Here is a 15,188-nt window from a genome sequence, read left to right as displayed (position 1 = left end):
GTAGAATGGTTACCTTAATTTCCTACATTGAGAAATGTAAAAACCAACCCGATTCAAGGATATCGTAATGAAAGACGAAAAACTCCAAAAAGCCCTCGCCCGTATGGGACTTGGTTCACGCCGCCAAATGGAAGAAGTCATTAAAGCAGGCCGCGTAACGGTTAATAACGGTCCAGCAACCATTGGTGATCGCGTTGAGCAAGGTGATGAAATTCGCGTTGATGGTCGTCAGATTAAATACACCGCTGAAAACGAGAAGCGTCGCCGCGTGATCGCTTACTATAAGCCGGAAGGTGAAGTTTGCTCTGCCAAGGATCCAGAAGGTCGTCCAACCGTGTTTGAACGCTTACCAAAACTGACTCATGATCGCTGGGTCATGGTCGGACGTCTAGATATTAACTCAACTGGCCTATTACTGTTTACCAATGACGGGGAAATGGCGCATCGTTTGATGCATCCATCAAGCGAAGTGACCCGCGAATATGCCGTACGCGTGTTGGGTGAAGTCACTCCCGACATCGCTCGTACGCTGACTGCTGGGGTGATGTTAGAAGATGGCATGGCACAGTTTGAAGACATCAAAGAAGGCGGCGGTGAAGGCGTCAATAAATGGTATCACGTCAAACTAAAAGAAGGTCGTAATCGTGAAGTACGTCGTTTATTTGAGTCGCAAGGACTAAAAGTCAGCCGGCTACTGCGTACGCGCTATGGAACAATTGCCCTACCAAAAGAGTTACGTACTGGCCGCTTCTTAGAGCTGGATAAAAAAGACATCAATACGTTAACGGACTTAGTGAGCCTACGCCCACGCTATGGAACTGGCCTACACGGCGCAGCGAAAGAAAAGCAAGAACGTATCAAAAACAAACCACTCAAAGCGCGTCGCACTGACAATCGTAGCGATAGCCGTAGTAACAGTGCAAAACCTAAAAGTAGTGCGAGCCCTGCCAGCCGCGGCACACGCAATACGCGTGACCGCAACGACAAGCGTTAATGGGCCCTTGCCTTAAGTCTGTTATATATCTAAGTAAACCATAAAAAAGCTGCCACTGACTATTTATCAGTGGCAGCTTTTTTGTGCTGAATTATTGAGGTAGGGCAAACGTAACAACATTAAAATCAGGTTGGTTAACCAATAAAGTAAATGGAGATCGACCCTCATCTAAAGGGAGTTATTTTTACATCATCCATCAAAATTTTTGGTCTTAGTATGTTTTAGTCATCGTGGCTATCAATGTAATGATTCATGATTTGTAACGCTTGTAATTGCTGCGTCTCTATTTGCTCTAGTAGACGATCCAGAAGCTGCTCAATATTATTCAATACCTTCTGTAACAGCTCACTGGCTTCCGCTTTTTTTTCATTACTCATATGTTGAGCGCTTGTATGGATATTGGCTAATTGATGATAACTGGCCAGCATTTCAGGCAGCCGAGTGTGCAACATCTTATGCAAGACGAACTGTTGCTCAGTGACGACAGGTTGTTTATTCTGCGTCTCTAATTCTTTTTGATACGTTTGATAGTTATGGGTTTTTTCATCAATACGTTGTAGTTGACGCAGTTGCTGCTCGGGTAAATGTTTCAGGTGTTTTTTATTCAAATGTAGCTGTTGCCAGCTGACAATAGATAACGTCAATGGCGCATTATCATCTCGATACGTGAGTACACCTGGGGTGATGCCAACCGCTTTGTGCAACGCTTGCCAGCCCTTTTTACCCAAATAAACAGTGGTAACCATCGTCACGACGCCAATACCTATTAATATACTCATATACGCTCACTATGGCTCGTTCAGTCATGCGCCTTATCGTTTAATATAGTCAATCCTAAATAAAATTGGCACGCTGTGCCACGTGCTACTGGTATTGATTTCGCGCAGCCTCTGTCGGCGTAGGCACAGCACGCAAGGGAAATAAACACCAGTAGCACTGTACCTATTTTAAAGTGTGTTAACTATACATATCATCTATCGTTCACAGTTTAATATTCTCAGTTGCAGAATTTTTATCGCGAGCGTCTTCTGACCCCTTACTCGTTTCTCTACTATGATTTAGGGATGGGACATCTACATCGGTTTCTGGATTGTCAAAACGCTTTTGTAGGTACCTGTTAGTCACCAGCAGTTTTTGCCCGTCTTGATGGTAAGAAGCGCTCAGCAAGTCATCAAACTGTGCATTAATCGTCCCAAGTACCTCTAGTAACGCTTCTTTGCCCGTGACATCAGAGTGCTTAATTTTAGTCGTATCAGCACGAGCACCCTCTAGGTCATGTAAGCGGCGATAGTCCGCTACTGCCTGAGGTATGTGTGTATCCATTAAATTTTGGATCATGATATAAGTCTCATTGACAGTATCTTTATCATCAATTTTCCCATCATTGTTGGTATCCCCATAAATGACCCGCAGTTTTTCGCCTTTTTGGTTGATTTGGGCAAGGGCTTCTTTGACCTCTGCGGGTAAGCTTTTTTCAGGAATGTAGCCCAACTGCGGCATTGCTTCATATTCAAGCATCTTAGGCGCAGTGACTTTTTTAATGCTACGATACCCGAGGTACAATCCGGCTGCTGGTAGCACCCCATATAAAATCAACATCACAAACATCGCAGTGACTTGGGTCATCAGATTGTCCTCTTATTATTATTATCCTCTCTTCAATATCTTTATATTAAAGGAAGCGTTTTTGATAAACCATTTTTAATCGCTTGTACTTAGTTAAGTGTAGAGACATTAGCTTTGCGTACGGCTTTTGACATAACGATGCGTCGAAGCCAAACGGTTCATAACGGTTTGATGCAATTCATCTAAGAGTTCATCAAGCTCATAATCAATCTCTAAAAACAAATCGGTCAGCATATCGCCTGCGGTCATTTTGCCCTGCACCGTACTATTTTTGGTGCGGTGCGGACTAAAGCGTTGCAGTTGCTCATAATGATGTAAGGCTTCAGGTATACTCTCGCCTACAAGCTTATCGATCACAAATTGGCGCTCATTGTGCTGCTGTTGTTGCTGCTCATTCAGCTCATGGCTCCACTCACGGTAGCGCTTCAACTTACCATTAATGCGGTCAAGTATCGCCACAGCCTCAATCGGCATGGCATTTAGGGTGGCGGCATCAACCACATCAACAAGCTCAGTCATAATCGGACAGCATCCATGTTTAAGATACCATAAGGTATCTGGGTCAAAAGGAGGTCTATTGCTCGGGCGCCTGTCGGCACGATTGGCCAAATAGCGATCCGTCAAAGGCGTAGGTGAGCGAATATCATTTACTTGCGCTAAAGCATCACAAATACGGTCTGCACGCTCAGGCGGCGTAAGCGCAGAATGACCACTATTTGCTTGATGATTATTGTCACTAACGTCATCAACATCTGCGTTATGACTGACACTCACTGCCTGAGCCTTTTTAGCGGCTAACGTTGGCAGGTCATCTTGAGCTTGCCCAAATGACTGTAGTATTCTTGTCAGACTGACCACCATAACCTACCTTACTCTCGTCCAATGTATTCACGCTCTCACTTCATGCTTGTATTGCACACATTCGTTCAATAGCGTATCTTAACAGCTTTTTACGACTGTGCCAGTAAGCAAAATGTCAACTCCTCTCCCCTTCAAAATGTCAAACACCCAATTATGAACGCGTCCGATTATCTGTCTGGATTCTTACTTGGGCTGTCGCTTATCATTGCGATTGGCTCACAAAACGCTTTTGTGCTCAAACAAGGGCTCAAGCGCGAACACACATTTTTTGTGTGCTTGTTTTGCGCCGTGAGTGACGCATTTTTGATCACAGCTGGCGTCGGCAGTTTTGGCGCAGTAACGGCACGCTATCCGCAAGTTGTAGACATCGCAAAGTTCGCTGGTGTTGTGTTTTTGCTAGGCTACGGATTGCAAAGTCTGTACGCAAGTGTAAGCGTGTCACACGCGCTCACTGTCGAGGGCCAAGTTGTCACCAGCTTAAAAAAAGCACTGTTATTGTGCTTTGGCTTTACTTGGCTAAACCCTCATGTCTACCTAGATACATTGGTGCTCGTCGGCATGGTTTCAACCGGTGCAAGTAGTAAACTGACTTTTGCAGTTGGCGCGATTAGCGCCTCATTCTTTTTCTTTTTTGCTTTGGGATATGGTGCGCGTTTGCTCAGGCCACTGTTTGCCAAGCCAAAAGCGTGGAATATACTCGACGCGTTGGTAGGTGTGTTGATGCTATATTTGGCTTGGCATTTGTACCAGAGTTGATAGCATCAGCCATCCTAAAAACTGCTAGCTAACCAATAACACTGCTTAGAAAAATAAAAAAACCAAACACCGTTAAGTGTTTGGTTTTTCGTGACTGCTAACTGGCGACTATTTATGAGGCTTTCTTGCGCTTTTTTGGTTGTACAAATGCCAAGTTTAAAAAGTGCTCAAGCGAATCATCCAGCACATCGAGCCAAGGCTCTGGTAGCTCAGGCGCTAGCGTACCTGTAAGCGTAGAACGATAGGCCTTTTCTCTAAAGGTCATGATGTTTTCAGTTTTATCTTTTTGCCACTGCTTTAAAATGTCGCCTTGCTTTTCTACCGCAAACTCTGGGTAATCAGTTGGATCTGTCAAGTCACGAATATAAGCGGCTTGAAAGTCAATCGAATCACCAACGGTGACACACTTAGCATAAGTCGCCAGCCATTTTTGCTCGTCAGCTTCGCGGGTCGCTAAACCAGGTAGCTCAATATCACCCATCATGACATCACGCGCATACCACGCTTGCGCATCAAACATATTAAAGGTGAAGTATTGATCCTGCATTCCCAAATACATCAGTTTTGGATTTGGCTGCCAAAAAACACCTTTATACAGGTTGGCGGGATACAAACAGTTGTGTGTTTGCAAACGTAGCTCATCAGGCATGAATGGGAAGTGGAATAAGTAGCCGGTACACATAATGACAGCATCAAAGCTTTGGCTTGTACCGTCGGCAAAATGCGCCACATCGCCTTCAAAATGCGTTACCAGCGGCACTTCTTTGATGCCTTCTGGCCACTCATAGCCAAGAGGCTGCGAGCGATAGCTGATGGTCACCGACTTGGTGCCATACTTGTAGCATTGGGTGCCAATATCTTCAGCAGAATAACTACTACCGATGAGTAGGATATCTTCGTCCTTAAACTCTAAAGCATCACGGAAGTCGTGCGCATGGAGAATACGGCCTGGGAAAGCTTCTAAGCCTTCAAAATATGGCATGTTTGGCGTTGAAAAATGCCCCGTCGCTACCACGACATAATCAAATTCTTCAACTTCCTGCTCATTGGTTTTATGATTCATCACCGTGACGGTGAACTTTTGCGTCTCATCATCGAAAGCGACCCAGCGTACTGGGCATTCAAAACGAATGTACTTTTGAATATCTTGTTTATCGATACGACCCATGATGTAGTCTTTTAAAACTTCACGCGGAGGGTACGAAGGAATAGGATCACCAAAATGCTCATCAAAAGAGTAATCAGCAAACTCTAAACATTCTTTAGGACCATTTGACCACAAATAACGATACATACTACCGTGAACGGGTTCACCGTTTCTGTCTAAACCAGTGCGCCAGCTGTAGTTCCACATACCACCGATAGCGTTTTGTTTCTCGTAGCAAACTATCTCAGGTAAGTTTTTTGCGCCAGCCAAACGAGCCGCTTCAAAAGCGCGTAATTGTGCTAAACCACTTGGACCTGCCCCTAAAATAGCAATTCTTTTGTTACTCAAAACCAACTCCTGTAATATGAATGTCACTATACTATAACATAGTTTCACAAATCACATTTTTGGGCGAGAGGATTGATAACCAATGAGAGTTAACTCAGTCATAACTACCCTCTAAAGAGGGGGTGCGAGTCTTGTAACCGCATGGCATGTAGGAAAGAATCGTTATCTTGTTTGATAATATTTGAGGGGTGTTTTGAATATTTATGGTGTTTAACAATCGATGATAGACTGTATCTGCTTATACAGCCTAAAGAATTATGAAAATTAGAATTGAGAATATCACAGTAAGTTGTGAATAAAAGAAATCAAAAAAACACTTACACCAAATCCGGAAATAGGGTGCGCAAGCCATTCACGATAATTTCAATAGAGACGGCCGCAAGTAGCATACCCATGATTCGGCTCATAATATTCAGCCCAGTATCACCCAATAAACGACTGATACGACCTGCTGCCATCAATGCTAAATAACAAAAAAAGCTGATAAATAACCCAGCAATCAATATGGCCGACACCTGCAAAATACCAGAGACTTGTGAAGAGTAGATAATAACCGTTGAGATACCACCTGGGCCAATCATCATCGGAATAGCAAGTGGAACCACTGCCGCTGCCATCGTTGGTGGCGAGTCTTGTACGTGATCAACATCAAAATTTTCTTGATCAGGCTTAACAGGATTACCCTCGCCATTCATCATGTTAAGAGCAATCAAAAACACCAAGATACCACCCGCTAACTGAAACGAGCCGATGGAAATACCGAGGGTTTTTAGCAGCGTCTCACCGGCCACGGTAAAAAAGCTAATGGTAATAAAAATCGTCAGACAAGCAACGCGCGCAACTTTGCGGCGGTTATTCATTGAATAACCACGGGTCAAATCCAAAAATAGCGTTAAGGCGCTAAATGGATTAATCAATACCATAAAGGCTAAGATTATTTTGATAATTTCAGTATTCACTGAGCGCTCGCTTGTCTATTAATACCACTTATGCAAAAAGATAAGGTCATCGTGCGCGTGCAACGATGACCCAACAGCCGGTTAAAAATGGCATTGTAACATAGGCAGATAAGCTAATAAAATCATTAACTTTGCCGAATTGCGCCTATATACATCCTTGCCAATAACTCAGCGCCATAGAAGTTTCTGACAAGTGGTTCACTCACAAAATTAATAGTAAATTTCGTAGTAGAAATCCTACCAATTAAAGCGTACTCAACGCTTCACACCTTATGCACTAAAATCCAAACCAATATCTAATGCGGTGCTACTGTGCGTCAAATATCCCATCGCAATAAAATCAACGCCTGTCTTTGCAACCGCTTGTACCGTTTCGGGCGTGATACCACCTGATGCTTCCGTCTTAGCGCGACCTTTGCACATTGCAACCGCCTTCGACAACACCTCGGGTGCCATATTATCCAGTAATACCAAGCTCACGCCAGCGTCTAGCGCCTGCTCTAGTTGTTCTAACGTATCAACTTCCACTTCTACGGGAATTAAATGACCAGCAAAGTCTTGCGCTTGCTGAATGGCAGTTTTTATATCACCGGCGATGGCGATATGGTTGTCTTTGATTAAAATCGCATCATCCAAGCCCAAGCGATGATTGCGACCGCCGCCACAGCGTACCGCGTATTTTTGTACGATACGTAGGCCTGGAATGGTTTTTCGCGTACAGGTAATTTGTGCCGGAAATGCGGCGATGCTGTCAACAATCTGTCTCGTATCTGTCGCAATGCCGCTAAGATGCGTCATAAAGTTGAGTGCCGTACGCTCTGCTGTCAATAAATGGCGGGCATTACCGCGAACCGTGGCCAAGACGGCACCTGCTGCCACGGTTTCACCATCATGGACTTGCGCCCTAAATTCAATTTGTGCATCAATCAAAGCAAAAGATAAACGCGCTAAATCCATACCGCATATCACACCTGCTTGCCGCGCCTTAATCTGCAATTGCGCTTGCATATCGGCTGGAATGGTCGCTTGCGAGGTAACATCACCGCGCCTGCCCAAGTCTTCAATTAACGCAGCTTCAACCAACGGTCTAAGCAATACCTCATCCAGTGCTGGCTCTTTTTTAACTGTCATCTTTTACCCTTATATCAGCCCATTAGTTATATAAACGTTATTTAATTAAACTCAAAATGAGCATAAATATAGCGTAAAGTGATGAGCCTCGCAAGTGCCGTCCACTACTTTATGAGGCTAAACCATATTTATCAGCCCTAAGATATCGTTAAGTCGCTATAAACAGTTGGGTCGCTACAAAAGGGAAACAACTCGGCTGGTATAAATTTTTCTTGCTTGTTTATTTAGAGTTGTCTATAACCGTATCGTCGGACTATTTGCGTTTAGGCAGTTTGCTGTCCATTAGTAAGCTTTGCAGTTCAATATCATGACGAAAGCGGTAAAGCTTGGCAGGGCGACCACGCTGCGCGCTACTACTCTGTCCTGTTTCCGTCACAAGGTTTTGTGATTCGAGCAGGCGGCGAAAATTCTGTTTGTGCAAACGTACGCCCGACAAGGCTTCCACGCTTTGCTGTAATTGCGATAAGGTAAACACATCTGGCATCAAACCAAAGATGAGCGGACGGTACTCAATTTTAGCGCGTAGGCGTGAGATAGCTGTAGCAATCACGCGGCGATGATCATAATACATGGGTACGCCCATCAGCTGTGACCAATCCGTAGGCGAGACACCAGTTTGATAACTGGGTGGATAAGTCGGTGCTTCAGGTATGAGTCCTGCCTCATAAAGCATCTCATAGCGCAGTAACACATGCTCGGCCACCCACTCCCCACTGCCATACGCTGTATCGCTCGTGATCCCATTGTCAGTATCTATATTTTGAGGGTCTCTAGTCACCAAAGATGACTCACTTATTCCCCAGCAGAGGCCGATACGCTGTCGCCGTCGCTGCTGGACGACTTCCTCTTCTGCCCTATTTGCCCAAGCCAACAACGCAGGCACAATAAAATCCATGATGATATCTGGTATACCATCTAAGTGATTTTCCCAAGGGAAATAGTCGTACCAATCTCGCCATAACGCTTGGCTTTGTAGTTGCTGTGTCTGCGTCTCTTGCACCAGCCCTAAGTAGCTGACATAGACCAGTGCGTGACCATCGATATTGCGCCTATTGGTATCGACAAAGGTATATAACTGCTCTAAATAACCAAGCGGCTGCTGCGTTTGTTCCTCAACCCATTGCCGCACGCCAGCTTGCAGCGAGCGATGCAACGGCATCAGTGGACCGTTGGGCAGTAATTTGCCTTGATCGACTGTTAAAACCCGAGCCGTGTGTTCTGTAATGGCAACCAATACCGCGACCACTTCTGTCGTGCCACTACCTTGCTGATGTGCGTGTGAATAAGACAACGTCATGACTTTAGGAATTATCCTTTAACTTTAAAAATGTAAGAAGAAAACAATGTAACTAAAAGTAATGCAACTAAAAACAATGAAATGAATCGTTAACACCTGGCTTAGTATAGCGTGAATCGTTAATTATCATAGCTTGCCCTTGTAAATATAAGCGGCTGGATACGATAAAAGGAAAACAATCACGAAGGGCGATTTTGTATAAATCAGTAGCAACTGTCAGAGAGGCGATAAAAAACACTTGTTTTTATGCTCAAAATGAGCATAATTAAGACAGTTATTCTGAGCTGTGTTTAATTGATTCACTTTTAGCGGCATGTAGTTTGTCGTTATTGCCCCAAAGGTTGCCCTTATGAAAACTTATCCGTATGACGCGCCCATCATGAGCACGGACAGTCGCATTGCCACTCAAATGAATATCGACTACGCCAAAGCCAAGATACCAACCGACTTGCCACGTACCGAGCGCCTGGCGGTTGAAGAAAACATCAAACAATTATTAAAGAATAATAATGCCGTGCTGGTCGCTCATTATTATGTCGATCCTTTTATTCAAGATTTGGCGTTAGCAACTGGCGGCTGCGTTGGTGATTCGCTTGAAATGGCACGCTTTGGTCAAGCGCATAGTGCGCAGACGTTAGTGGTCGCTGGTGTACGCTTTATGGGAGAGTCGGCCAAGATATTAAGTATGGAAAAAACCGTGCTGATGCCAGATTTGGAGGCGGAGTGTTCGCTTGATTTGGGCTGCCCTGCTGACGAGTTTTCCGCATTCTGTGATGCTCATCCCGAGCGTACGGTCGTTGTCTATGCCAATACCAGCGCTGCTGTCAAAGCACGGGCTGACTGGGTGGTGACCTCGTCCGTTGGTATCGATATCATTCGTCATTTACATGCGCAAGGCGAGCCTATTATTTGGGGACCTGACCGGCATTTAGGGAAATATATCGCTCGTGAAACTGGCGCAGATATGCTGCTTTGGCAAGGCTCATGCTTGGTGCATAACGAGTTTAAAGCCACTGAGCTGATGCAATTAAAAGACGAGCATCCAAACGCAAAAGTGCTGGTACACCCTGAGTCACCTGATAGCGTCGTTGAGCTTGCAGATGTGGTTGGCTCGACCAGTAAGCTATTGCAATCGACTTATGAGATGGATGCCGATACCTTCATCGTCGCCACCGACTTGGGCATCTTACACGAGATGCAAAAGCGCTCACCAACCAAACGCTTTTTGGCCGCGCCGACGGCTGGTGAGAGCGCGAGTTGCAAAAGCTGTGCGTTTTGCCCTTGGATGGCGATGAATGGCTTGCAAGGTATCGAGAAGTGTCTAACTGATCAGAGCGGTGAAGTATTGATGACGCCTGAGCTGGCCACAGCAGCCAAAAAACCATTACAACGCATGCTCGATTTTGCCGAGTCGCAAAAACAGCGAGTGGCCGCTAGTGGGGACATCGTTAAAGACCGCGAGCTGTTTGCCAATGTGGGAGCCGCCTAAGATGAGCGAGGCATGCACAGTTGATACGGAGAACGATAGCAGACAAACAGACGTCCTCATCATCGGGGCTGGGCTTGCCGGTTTAAGCACCGCCTTATCTTTGCCACAGTCGTTAAAAGTCACGGTATTAAGTAAAGCCGCACTAGATGTCTGCTCAAGCCACTATGCACAAGGCGGTATCGCCGCAAGCTTAGATAAAAATGACTCTGTCACTGACCATATTGCTGATACGCTAGTCGCTGGTGCTGGGTTGTGTGAGGCTGATCACACCGCCAGCATTCTCAGCGCCGGACAGCAAGCGATTCAATGGCTTTGCGATCAAGGTGTGCCTTTTACGCAGATTGCTCAGCAGGATAATTCACACAAGTCTTTAAATGGATTGCACATTAGTGACTTACATTTAACCAAAGAAGGGGGTCATGGATGCCGCCGCGTGGCACATGCCGATGACGCCACTGGTCGGCATATTATGGATGCCTTGACCACCAAAGCATACGCTGCGGACAATATCACCATCCTACCCCACCATGAAGCGCTGGACTTACTCACATCGCCACTTAATGAGAGCGTCTCTCTAGACGGTGATGCTAAGTATTGCCAAGGCGCGCTTGTTTTCGACCATATCAATCAGCGTCAGCGTATCTTTTATAGTCGTGCCGTCGTACTGGCCAGTGGCGGCTTAGGGCAATTGTTTAAACGCGCCAGCGCCCCCAATGTCTGTGTCGGAGATGGGGTAATGATGGCGTGGCGAGCAGGCTGCCGCTTAGCAAATCTCGAGTTTATCCAGTTTCATCCGACAGGCCTTGCATTTGCCGAGAGCAGCTTTTTGATATCCGAAGCACTACGAGGTGAAGGCGGCCATCTGTATTGTCCGCAGACAGGGGCGCGCTTTATGCTAGATGTCGATGCACGAGCCGAACTGGCCCCCCGAGATATCGTCGCTCGTGCCATCGCTGAGCAAATTCACACAAACGGTCTTGGTTATGTCCATCTTGACGTCAGTCACTTGCCAGCGACATTTTTACAAGCGCATTTTCCGCAGATTGACCAGACGTTGCTAGCGCTTGGTATTGATATGACGACAGAGCCGATTCCGGTTGCGCCCACAGCGCACTATAGCTGCGGCGGCGTGGTCACATCTGCCAATGGTTTGACCGATGTGGCAGGGCTATATGCCGCTGGTGAAGTTGCTTACACTGGGCTGCATGGCGCCAATCGCTTGGCAAGCAACTCTTTACTAGAGTGCGTGGTCGTTGGCCGTAACATCGCCGCTGATTTGCCGCGTTATTTAAGAGAATTTACAGCGTCAAATACCGCTCTATATGAGGACAAGGCAGCCAAAAAAACTTTTTCGATTTGGATGCCGCCAATCCTTAAAAACACACAACCTGTTATTTTGCCAACTTCTACTTCATTGATATTTGACTCGTCTGTTTATAACGCGGCTGATGACAGTAGCCACTCTGACACTGATGTGACCAAAATAACCACCGCATTAAAGCAACTGATGACCACTAACATGGGAATTACGCGTCATGCTGAGTCATTAGAACAAGCGCTGATACAAATACAAAATTGGCAGCAGTGGCTTAAACACGCTACGTTCAGTCAGTCTGATGCCTGTGACTCAAATAGTGCTACTGATAGGCTTGCCCACTTACAATTAAAAAGACAGTTACAATTAGCGACCTTGATTATTCAGTCTGCTTATCAGCGCATTGAGAGTCGCGGCGGCCATTATAGGCAAGATTATCCTGACATGGCTTGTCAGCCCAAAATAAGTGTCATTACTCCTTTATCGATCAGTCGGCCTTGCAGGCCTTATGAAAATCACACATTTGAGGCGGTCAATCAAGACAAGACTCAACCAACTAAGCGCATACCAACAGCCATGAGCGCCTTATAAACTTGCAAAAACAAGGGGATTTTCATCTAGTCACACCAGTATCTACGGCCTAATATGATACAATCGTCGGCTTGTTAAAAACTGATGAGCCCGCCGATATGCAAAGCCTAATTACTCTTGTTTTGGTATTAATGCCAATGTTTATTGGCTTTGCCATCCCCTCTAATCCCACCATGACGAAGGTTGCGGATAAAGGCCTGTCGTATTTGATATTTATCATCTTAGCGCTAATCGGTATTGAGCTATCGCAAGTTGAAGGTCTTAGCAATCAGCTGGGCGAAATCACGCTTTATGTCACTGTACTATCAATATTGACCGTAGGCACGGGGTTGTTTGCACTCATGCTCTTTGATCGTCTGCGTCCATGGCATGCCAAAAAACCCAGCGTAAAATCAAAAGAGCACCGCGTCAGTATCCGCGGTAGCCTCGCGCAAGTAGTATGCGTGGCGATTGGTATGGTAATCGGCTACTTCTTACCTGAAAATTACATGCCCCCTGAAAACACCATGACCGTTATGCTAATGATATTAATTTTGCTGGTCGGTATTGGACTAAAAGGCTCAGGCATTACTCTAAAAGAAGTGCTATTAAACAAGCGCGGTGTCGAGATGAGTGTCATCTTTACGCTGTCGGTACTGGTGGGCGGGCTTATTTTTGCGCTGTTATTTACGGAGGTATCGTGGACCAAGGGCTTGGCGCTGGCTTCAGGGTTTGGTTGGTACTCACTATCCGCGATTGTTATGACCGATGCTTATGGAGCCGTTTGGGGCAGTGTGGCGTTGTTCAATGACTTAGCACGTGAGTTTTTTGCATTACTGTTTATTCCTGTCTTTATGCGCAAATATCCATCAGCAGCAGTTGGGCTTGGCGGCGCGACCAGTTTAGACTTTACTTTGCCTATTATTCAGCAATCAGGTGGTCTAAAAGTCGTGCCATTAGCGATTAGTTTTGGTTTCCTGATTAATATTGTCTCGCCCGTACTGATGGTATTTTTTTCGGCATTTGCGTAAGTTAGTTAGAATAAAAAAGATTTAAAAGAACAAAAGCAAGTGACAAATCTATTTGCCACTCATATTAATCAAAAGAATCTACTAAATGTTAAGCGTCTATGGCAAAGTAAACACCGTCCTCATTATCATTATAAAAATCTTTCTGTTTTTCTACAGGCGCTTCCCATATTTGAATAAATAAATCCGCTAAAACAGCAGTACGCTTAAGAATCTTTTCTTCATTCCACTCGCTAAGCTTATCTTCAGTCTCTAGTTGAAAATAACGATTTAAGTTAGATTTACTATATTTTAGTATCTCTGGGCGTTTAACGTCCCACGAACTATTTGAAATAGCTGGATTCAGACTGTTAGTAATAAGGGTTAAATTACCAATGGTATTTTTTAATGTGTTTCTTCTAGCCTCTTGCTCGAGTATTTCTTCTGCTGATCTGCCTTCCTTCGACAATGACCAATGCTTTTCCCACTTTTCAGGCAATATGTGTTCAATAGTTAAATTTTGCTGGATTGGCATTGATTCAGCTTTAGAATGCTGACTAGCATCATCGATAGCTTCCAATATCATTCTAATTTTATACTGTGCAATACGCCCATATAATGGTCGCTGTAATAGATTTTCTTTTAGCTCAAGATTATTAGGCATTCTTGAGCTGTCACTATCGCTCTTAGACAATATAGTGTGAATACTATCTGCCTTGATAGTTAAATCCGTTTGTTTTTTAGTACGATACAGTTCTTTGATGATATCAATGAAGTGGCGGTTGTAATTCTTAGTAGTCATTCCGCAAACCATTCTTCTAACTAAGTACGACTCTAATACACTTAGAAATTGATGTAGCTCATTTGGCTGTTTTTGCCATAGTATCATTGCCAACAATAGCAAGGGATATACAGTTGCTGTATCAATAGCTTCTAGTCTATATAAAAATAGGGCTATTCTCTCATCCTGAGGTTGGGTAATGCCTTGGTACAATTTAGCAAATTCTTTCAAGGCAACTAAATGTTCAGTTGTATTTGTTGGATGTCGAAAAAACCTATTGTCAAACTTACTGTAATTGTCTTCTGTATCACGAACATGAGCTTTAAAAGAATCAAATAAATGTGATACTTTTATATCATCCTGAAGCATTAAACTCAGGTAGTTCTGTAAGAACCAATCTATTCTTGGACGTTTAGTACGTCCTTGACTAACCTCTTCTCGCCAAAACTCACTATCAAAAGCTAACCAATATTCATTATATAATCGTTCGACTTCCTTTTCTGAGCCTTCAATCTTTCTAAATAAAAAATTCTTAATTAAATCTGCTGGCAGTAACTGAGTACCACGCGCATTAAGTGTCTCAAAAATTACTTGTGCCTCATCTTGTGTGTGTAAATCAATAACTACAATCTGCAAATGCTCCCGCATTATCTGCCACAAAGCATCTAAACAGTCTTCAATATTGTTACCATGATCTACAAACCAATCTTCTAATACCCTTATGAAGTATTGATAGGCTTTGAATATTTGGCTATTTTTTACATTTCTATCAATTTTTGCTATAGTCAATCCCACTTAAAAGTGTTATAAACTAATTATCAAACCTAATTGCTATCATAAAGACCATGACTTACTCCCTAGATTTTCGCAAACAAGTACTAAAAAGCTTAGACGAGGGTATGACTTT

13 protein-coding genes are annotated in these 15,188 nt (G+C 44.4%); 5 read left to right on the top strand and 8 right to left on the bottom strand.

The window, feature by feature from the left end:
• Positions 1 to 67 precede the first annotated feature (67 nt).
• A complete protein-coding gene (rluB, locus tag DVY93_RS04935) occupies positions 68 to 994 on the top strand; it encodes a 23S rRNA pseudouridine(2605) synthase RluB (RefSeq protein ID WP_230709480.1) in 927 nt (308 codons plus the stop codon).
• 221 nt (positions 995 to 1,215) lie between these two features.
• Here rluB and DVY93_RS04930 read toward each other — a convergent pair whose 3' ends face one another.
• The 3 genes from DVY93_RS04930 to DVY93_RS04920 form a co-directional block, all read right to left on the bottom strand.
• The gene (locus tag DVY93_RS04930) at positions 1,216 to 1,773 is read right to left on the bottom strand and encodes a hypothetical protein (protein WP_230709479.1); all 558 of its coding nucleotides are present in this window, start codon (positions 1,771 to 1,773) and stop codon (positions 1,216 to 1,218) included.
• Between the two features lie 202 nt (positions 1,774 to 1,975).
• The gene (locus DVY93_RS04925; RefSeq protein ID WP_230709476.1) at positions 1,976 to 2,620 is read right to left on the bottom strand and encodes a hypothetical protein; all 645 of its coding nucleotides are present in this window, start codon (positions 2,618 to 2,620) and stop codon (positions 1,976 to 1,978) included.
• A 108-nt stretch (positions 2,621 to 2,728) separates the two neighbouring features.
• Complete coding sequence (locus DVY93_RS04920; RefSeq protein WP_230709475.1) at positions 2,729 to 3,481, bottom strand: hypothetical protein; 753 nt, start codon at positions 3,479 to 3,481, stop codon at positions 2,729 to 2,731.
• A gap of 153 nt (positions 3,482 to 3,634) precedes the next feature.
• Between DVY93_RS04920 and DVY93_RS04915 the strand changes: the two genes are divergently transcribed.
• Positions 3,635 to 4,237 (top strand): LysE/ArgO family amino acid transporter, encoded by a 603-nt coding sequence (locus DVY93_RS04915; RefSeq protein WP_230709468.1) that lies wholly within the window; start codon positions 3,635 to 3,637, stop codon positions 4,235 to 4,237.
• A 112-nt stretch (positions 4,238 to 4,349) separates the two neighbouring features.
• Here DVY93_RS04915 and DVY93_RS04910 read toward each other — a convergent pair whose 3' ends face one another.
• The 4 genes from DVY93_RS04910 to DVY93_RS04895 form a co-directional block, all read right to left on the bottom strand.
• Positions 4,350 to 5,732, bottom strand: a complete 1,383-nt coding sequence (locus tag DVY93_RS04910) for an NAD(P)-binding domain-containing protein (protein WP_230709466.1) — start codon at positions 5,730 to 5,732, stop codon at positions 4,350 to 4,352.
• A gap of 317 nt (positions 5,733 to 6,049) precedes the next feature.
• Positions 6,050 to 6,691 (bottom strand): MarC family protein, encoded by a 642-nt coding sequence (locus DVY93_RS04905; RefSeq protein ID WP_198334982.1) that lies wholly within the window; start codon positions 6,689 to 6,691, stop codon positions 6,050 to 6,052.
• Between the two features lie 270 nt (positions 6,692 to 6,961).
• Entirely contained in the window at positions 6,962 to 7,822 is an 861-nt protein-coding gene (gene nadC / locus DVY93_RS04900) for a carboxylating nicotinate-nucleotide diphosphorylase (protein WP_230709464.1), read from the bottom strand.
• A gap of 253 nt (positions 7,823 to 8,075) precedes the next feature.
• A complete protein-coding gene (locus DVY93_RS04895; RefSeq protein WP_230709462.1) occupies positions 8,076 to 9,119 on the bottom strand; it encodes an NUDIX hydrolase in 1,044 nt (347 codons plus the stop codon).
• 349 nt (positions 9,120 to 9,468) lie between these two features.
• Between DVY93_RS04895 and nadA the strand changes: the two genes are divergently transcribed.
• The 3 genes from nadA to DVY93_RS04880 all read left to right on the top strand — a co-directional run bounded on the left by nadA (position 9,469) and on the right by DVY93_RS04880 (position 13,524).
• Positions 9,469 to 10,608: a quinolinate synthase NadA gene (gene nadA, locus DVY93_RS04890; RefSeq protein ID WP_230709460.1), complete on the top strand. Its 1,140-nt coding sequence runs from the start codon at positions 9,469 to 9,471 to the stop codon at positions 10,606 to 10,608.
• 1 nt (position 10,609) lies between these two features.
• Positions 10,610 to 12,514, top strand: a complete 1,905-nt coding sequence (nadB, locus tag DVY93_RS04885) for an L-aspartate oxidase (RefSeq protein WP_230709458.1) — start codon at positions 10,610 to 10,612, stop codon at positions 12,512 to 12,514.
• 98 nt (positions 12,515 to 12,612) lie between these two features.
• A complete protein-coding gene (locus tag DVY93_RS04880; protein WP_230709456.1) occupies positions 12,613 to 13,524 on the top strand; it encodes a lysine exporter LysO family protein in 912 nt (303 codons plus the stop codon).
• A gap of 88 nt (positions 13,525 to 13,612) precedes the next feature.
• Here DVY93_RS04880 and DVY93_RS04875 read toward each other — a convergent pair whose 3' ends face one another.
• Complete coding sequence (locus DVY93_RS04875; RefSeq protein WP_230709454.1) at positions 13,613 to 15,076, bottom strand: DUF262 domain-containing protein; 1,464 nt, start codon at positions 15,074 to 15,076, stop codon at positions 13,613 to 13,615.
• Positions 15,077 to 15,188 lie beyond the last annotated feature (112 nt).

Origin of the sequence: Psychrobacter sp. CCUG 69069, from assembly GCF_021023115.1 — a bacterium.
GTDB classification, from domain to species: domain Bacteria; phylum Pseudomonadota; class Gammaproteobacteria; order Pseudomonadales; family Moraxellaceae; genus Psychrobacter; species Psychrobacter namhaensis.
Note: the sequence above shows the minus strand (reverse complement) of the source record. Positions and strands in the feature narration are given on the sequence as shown.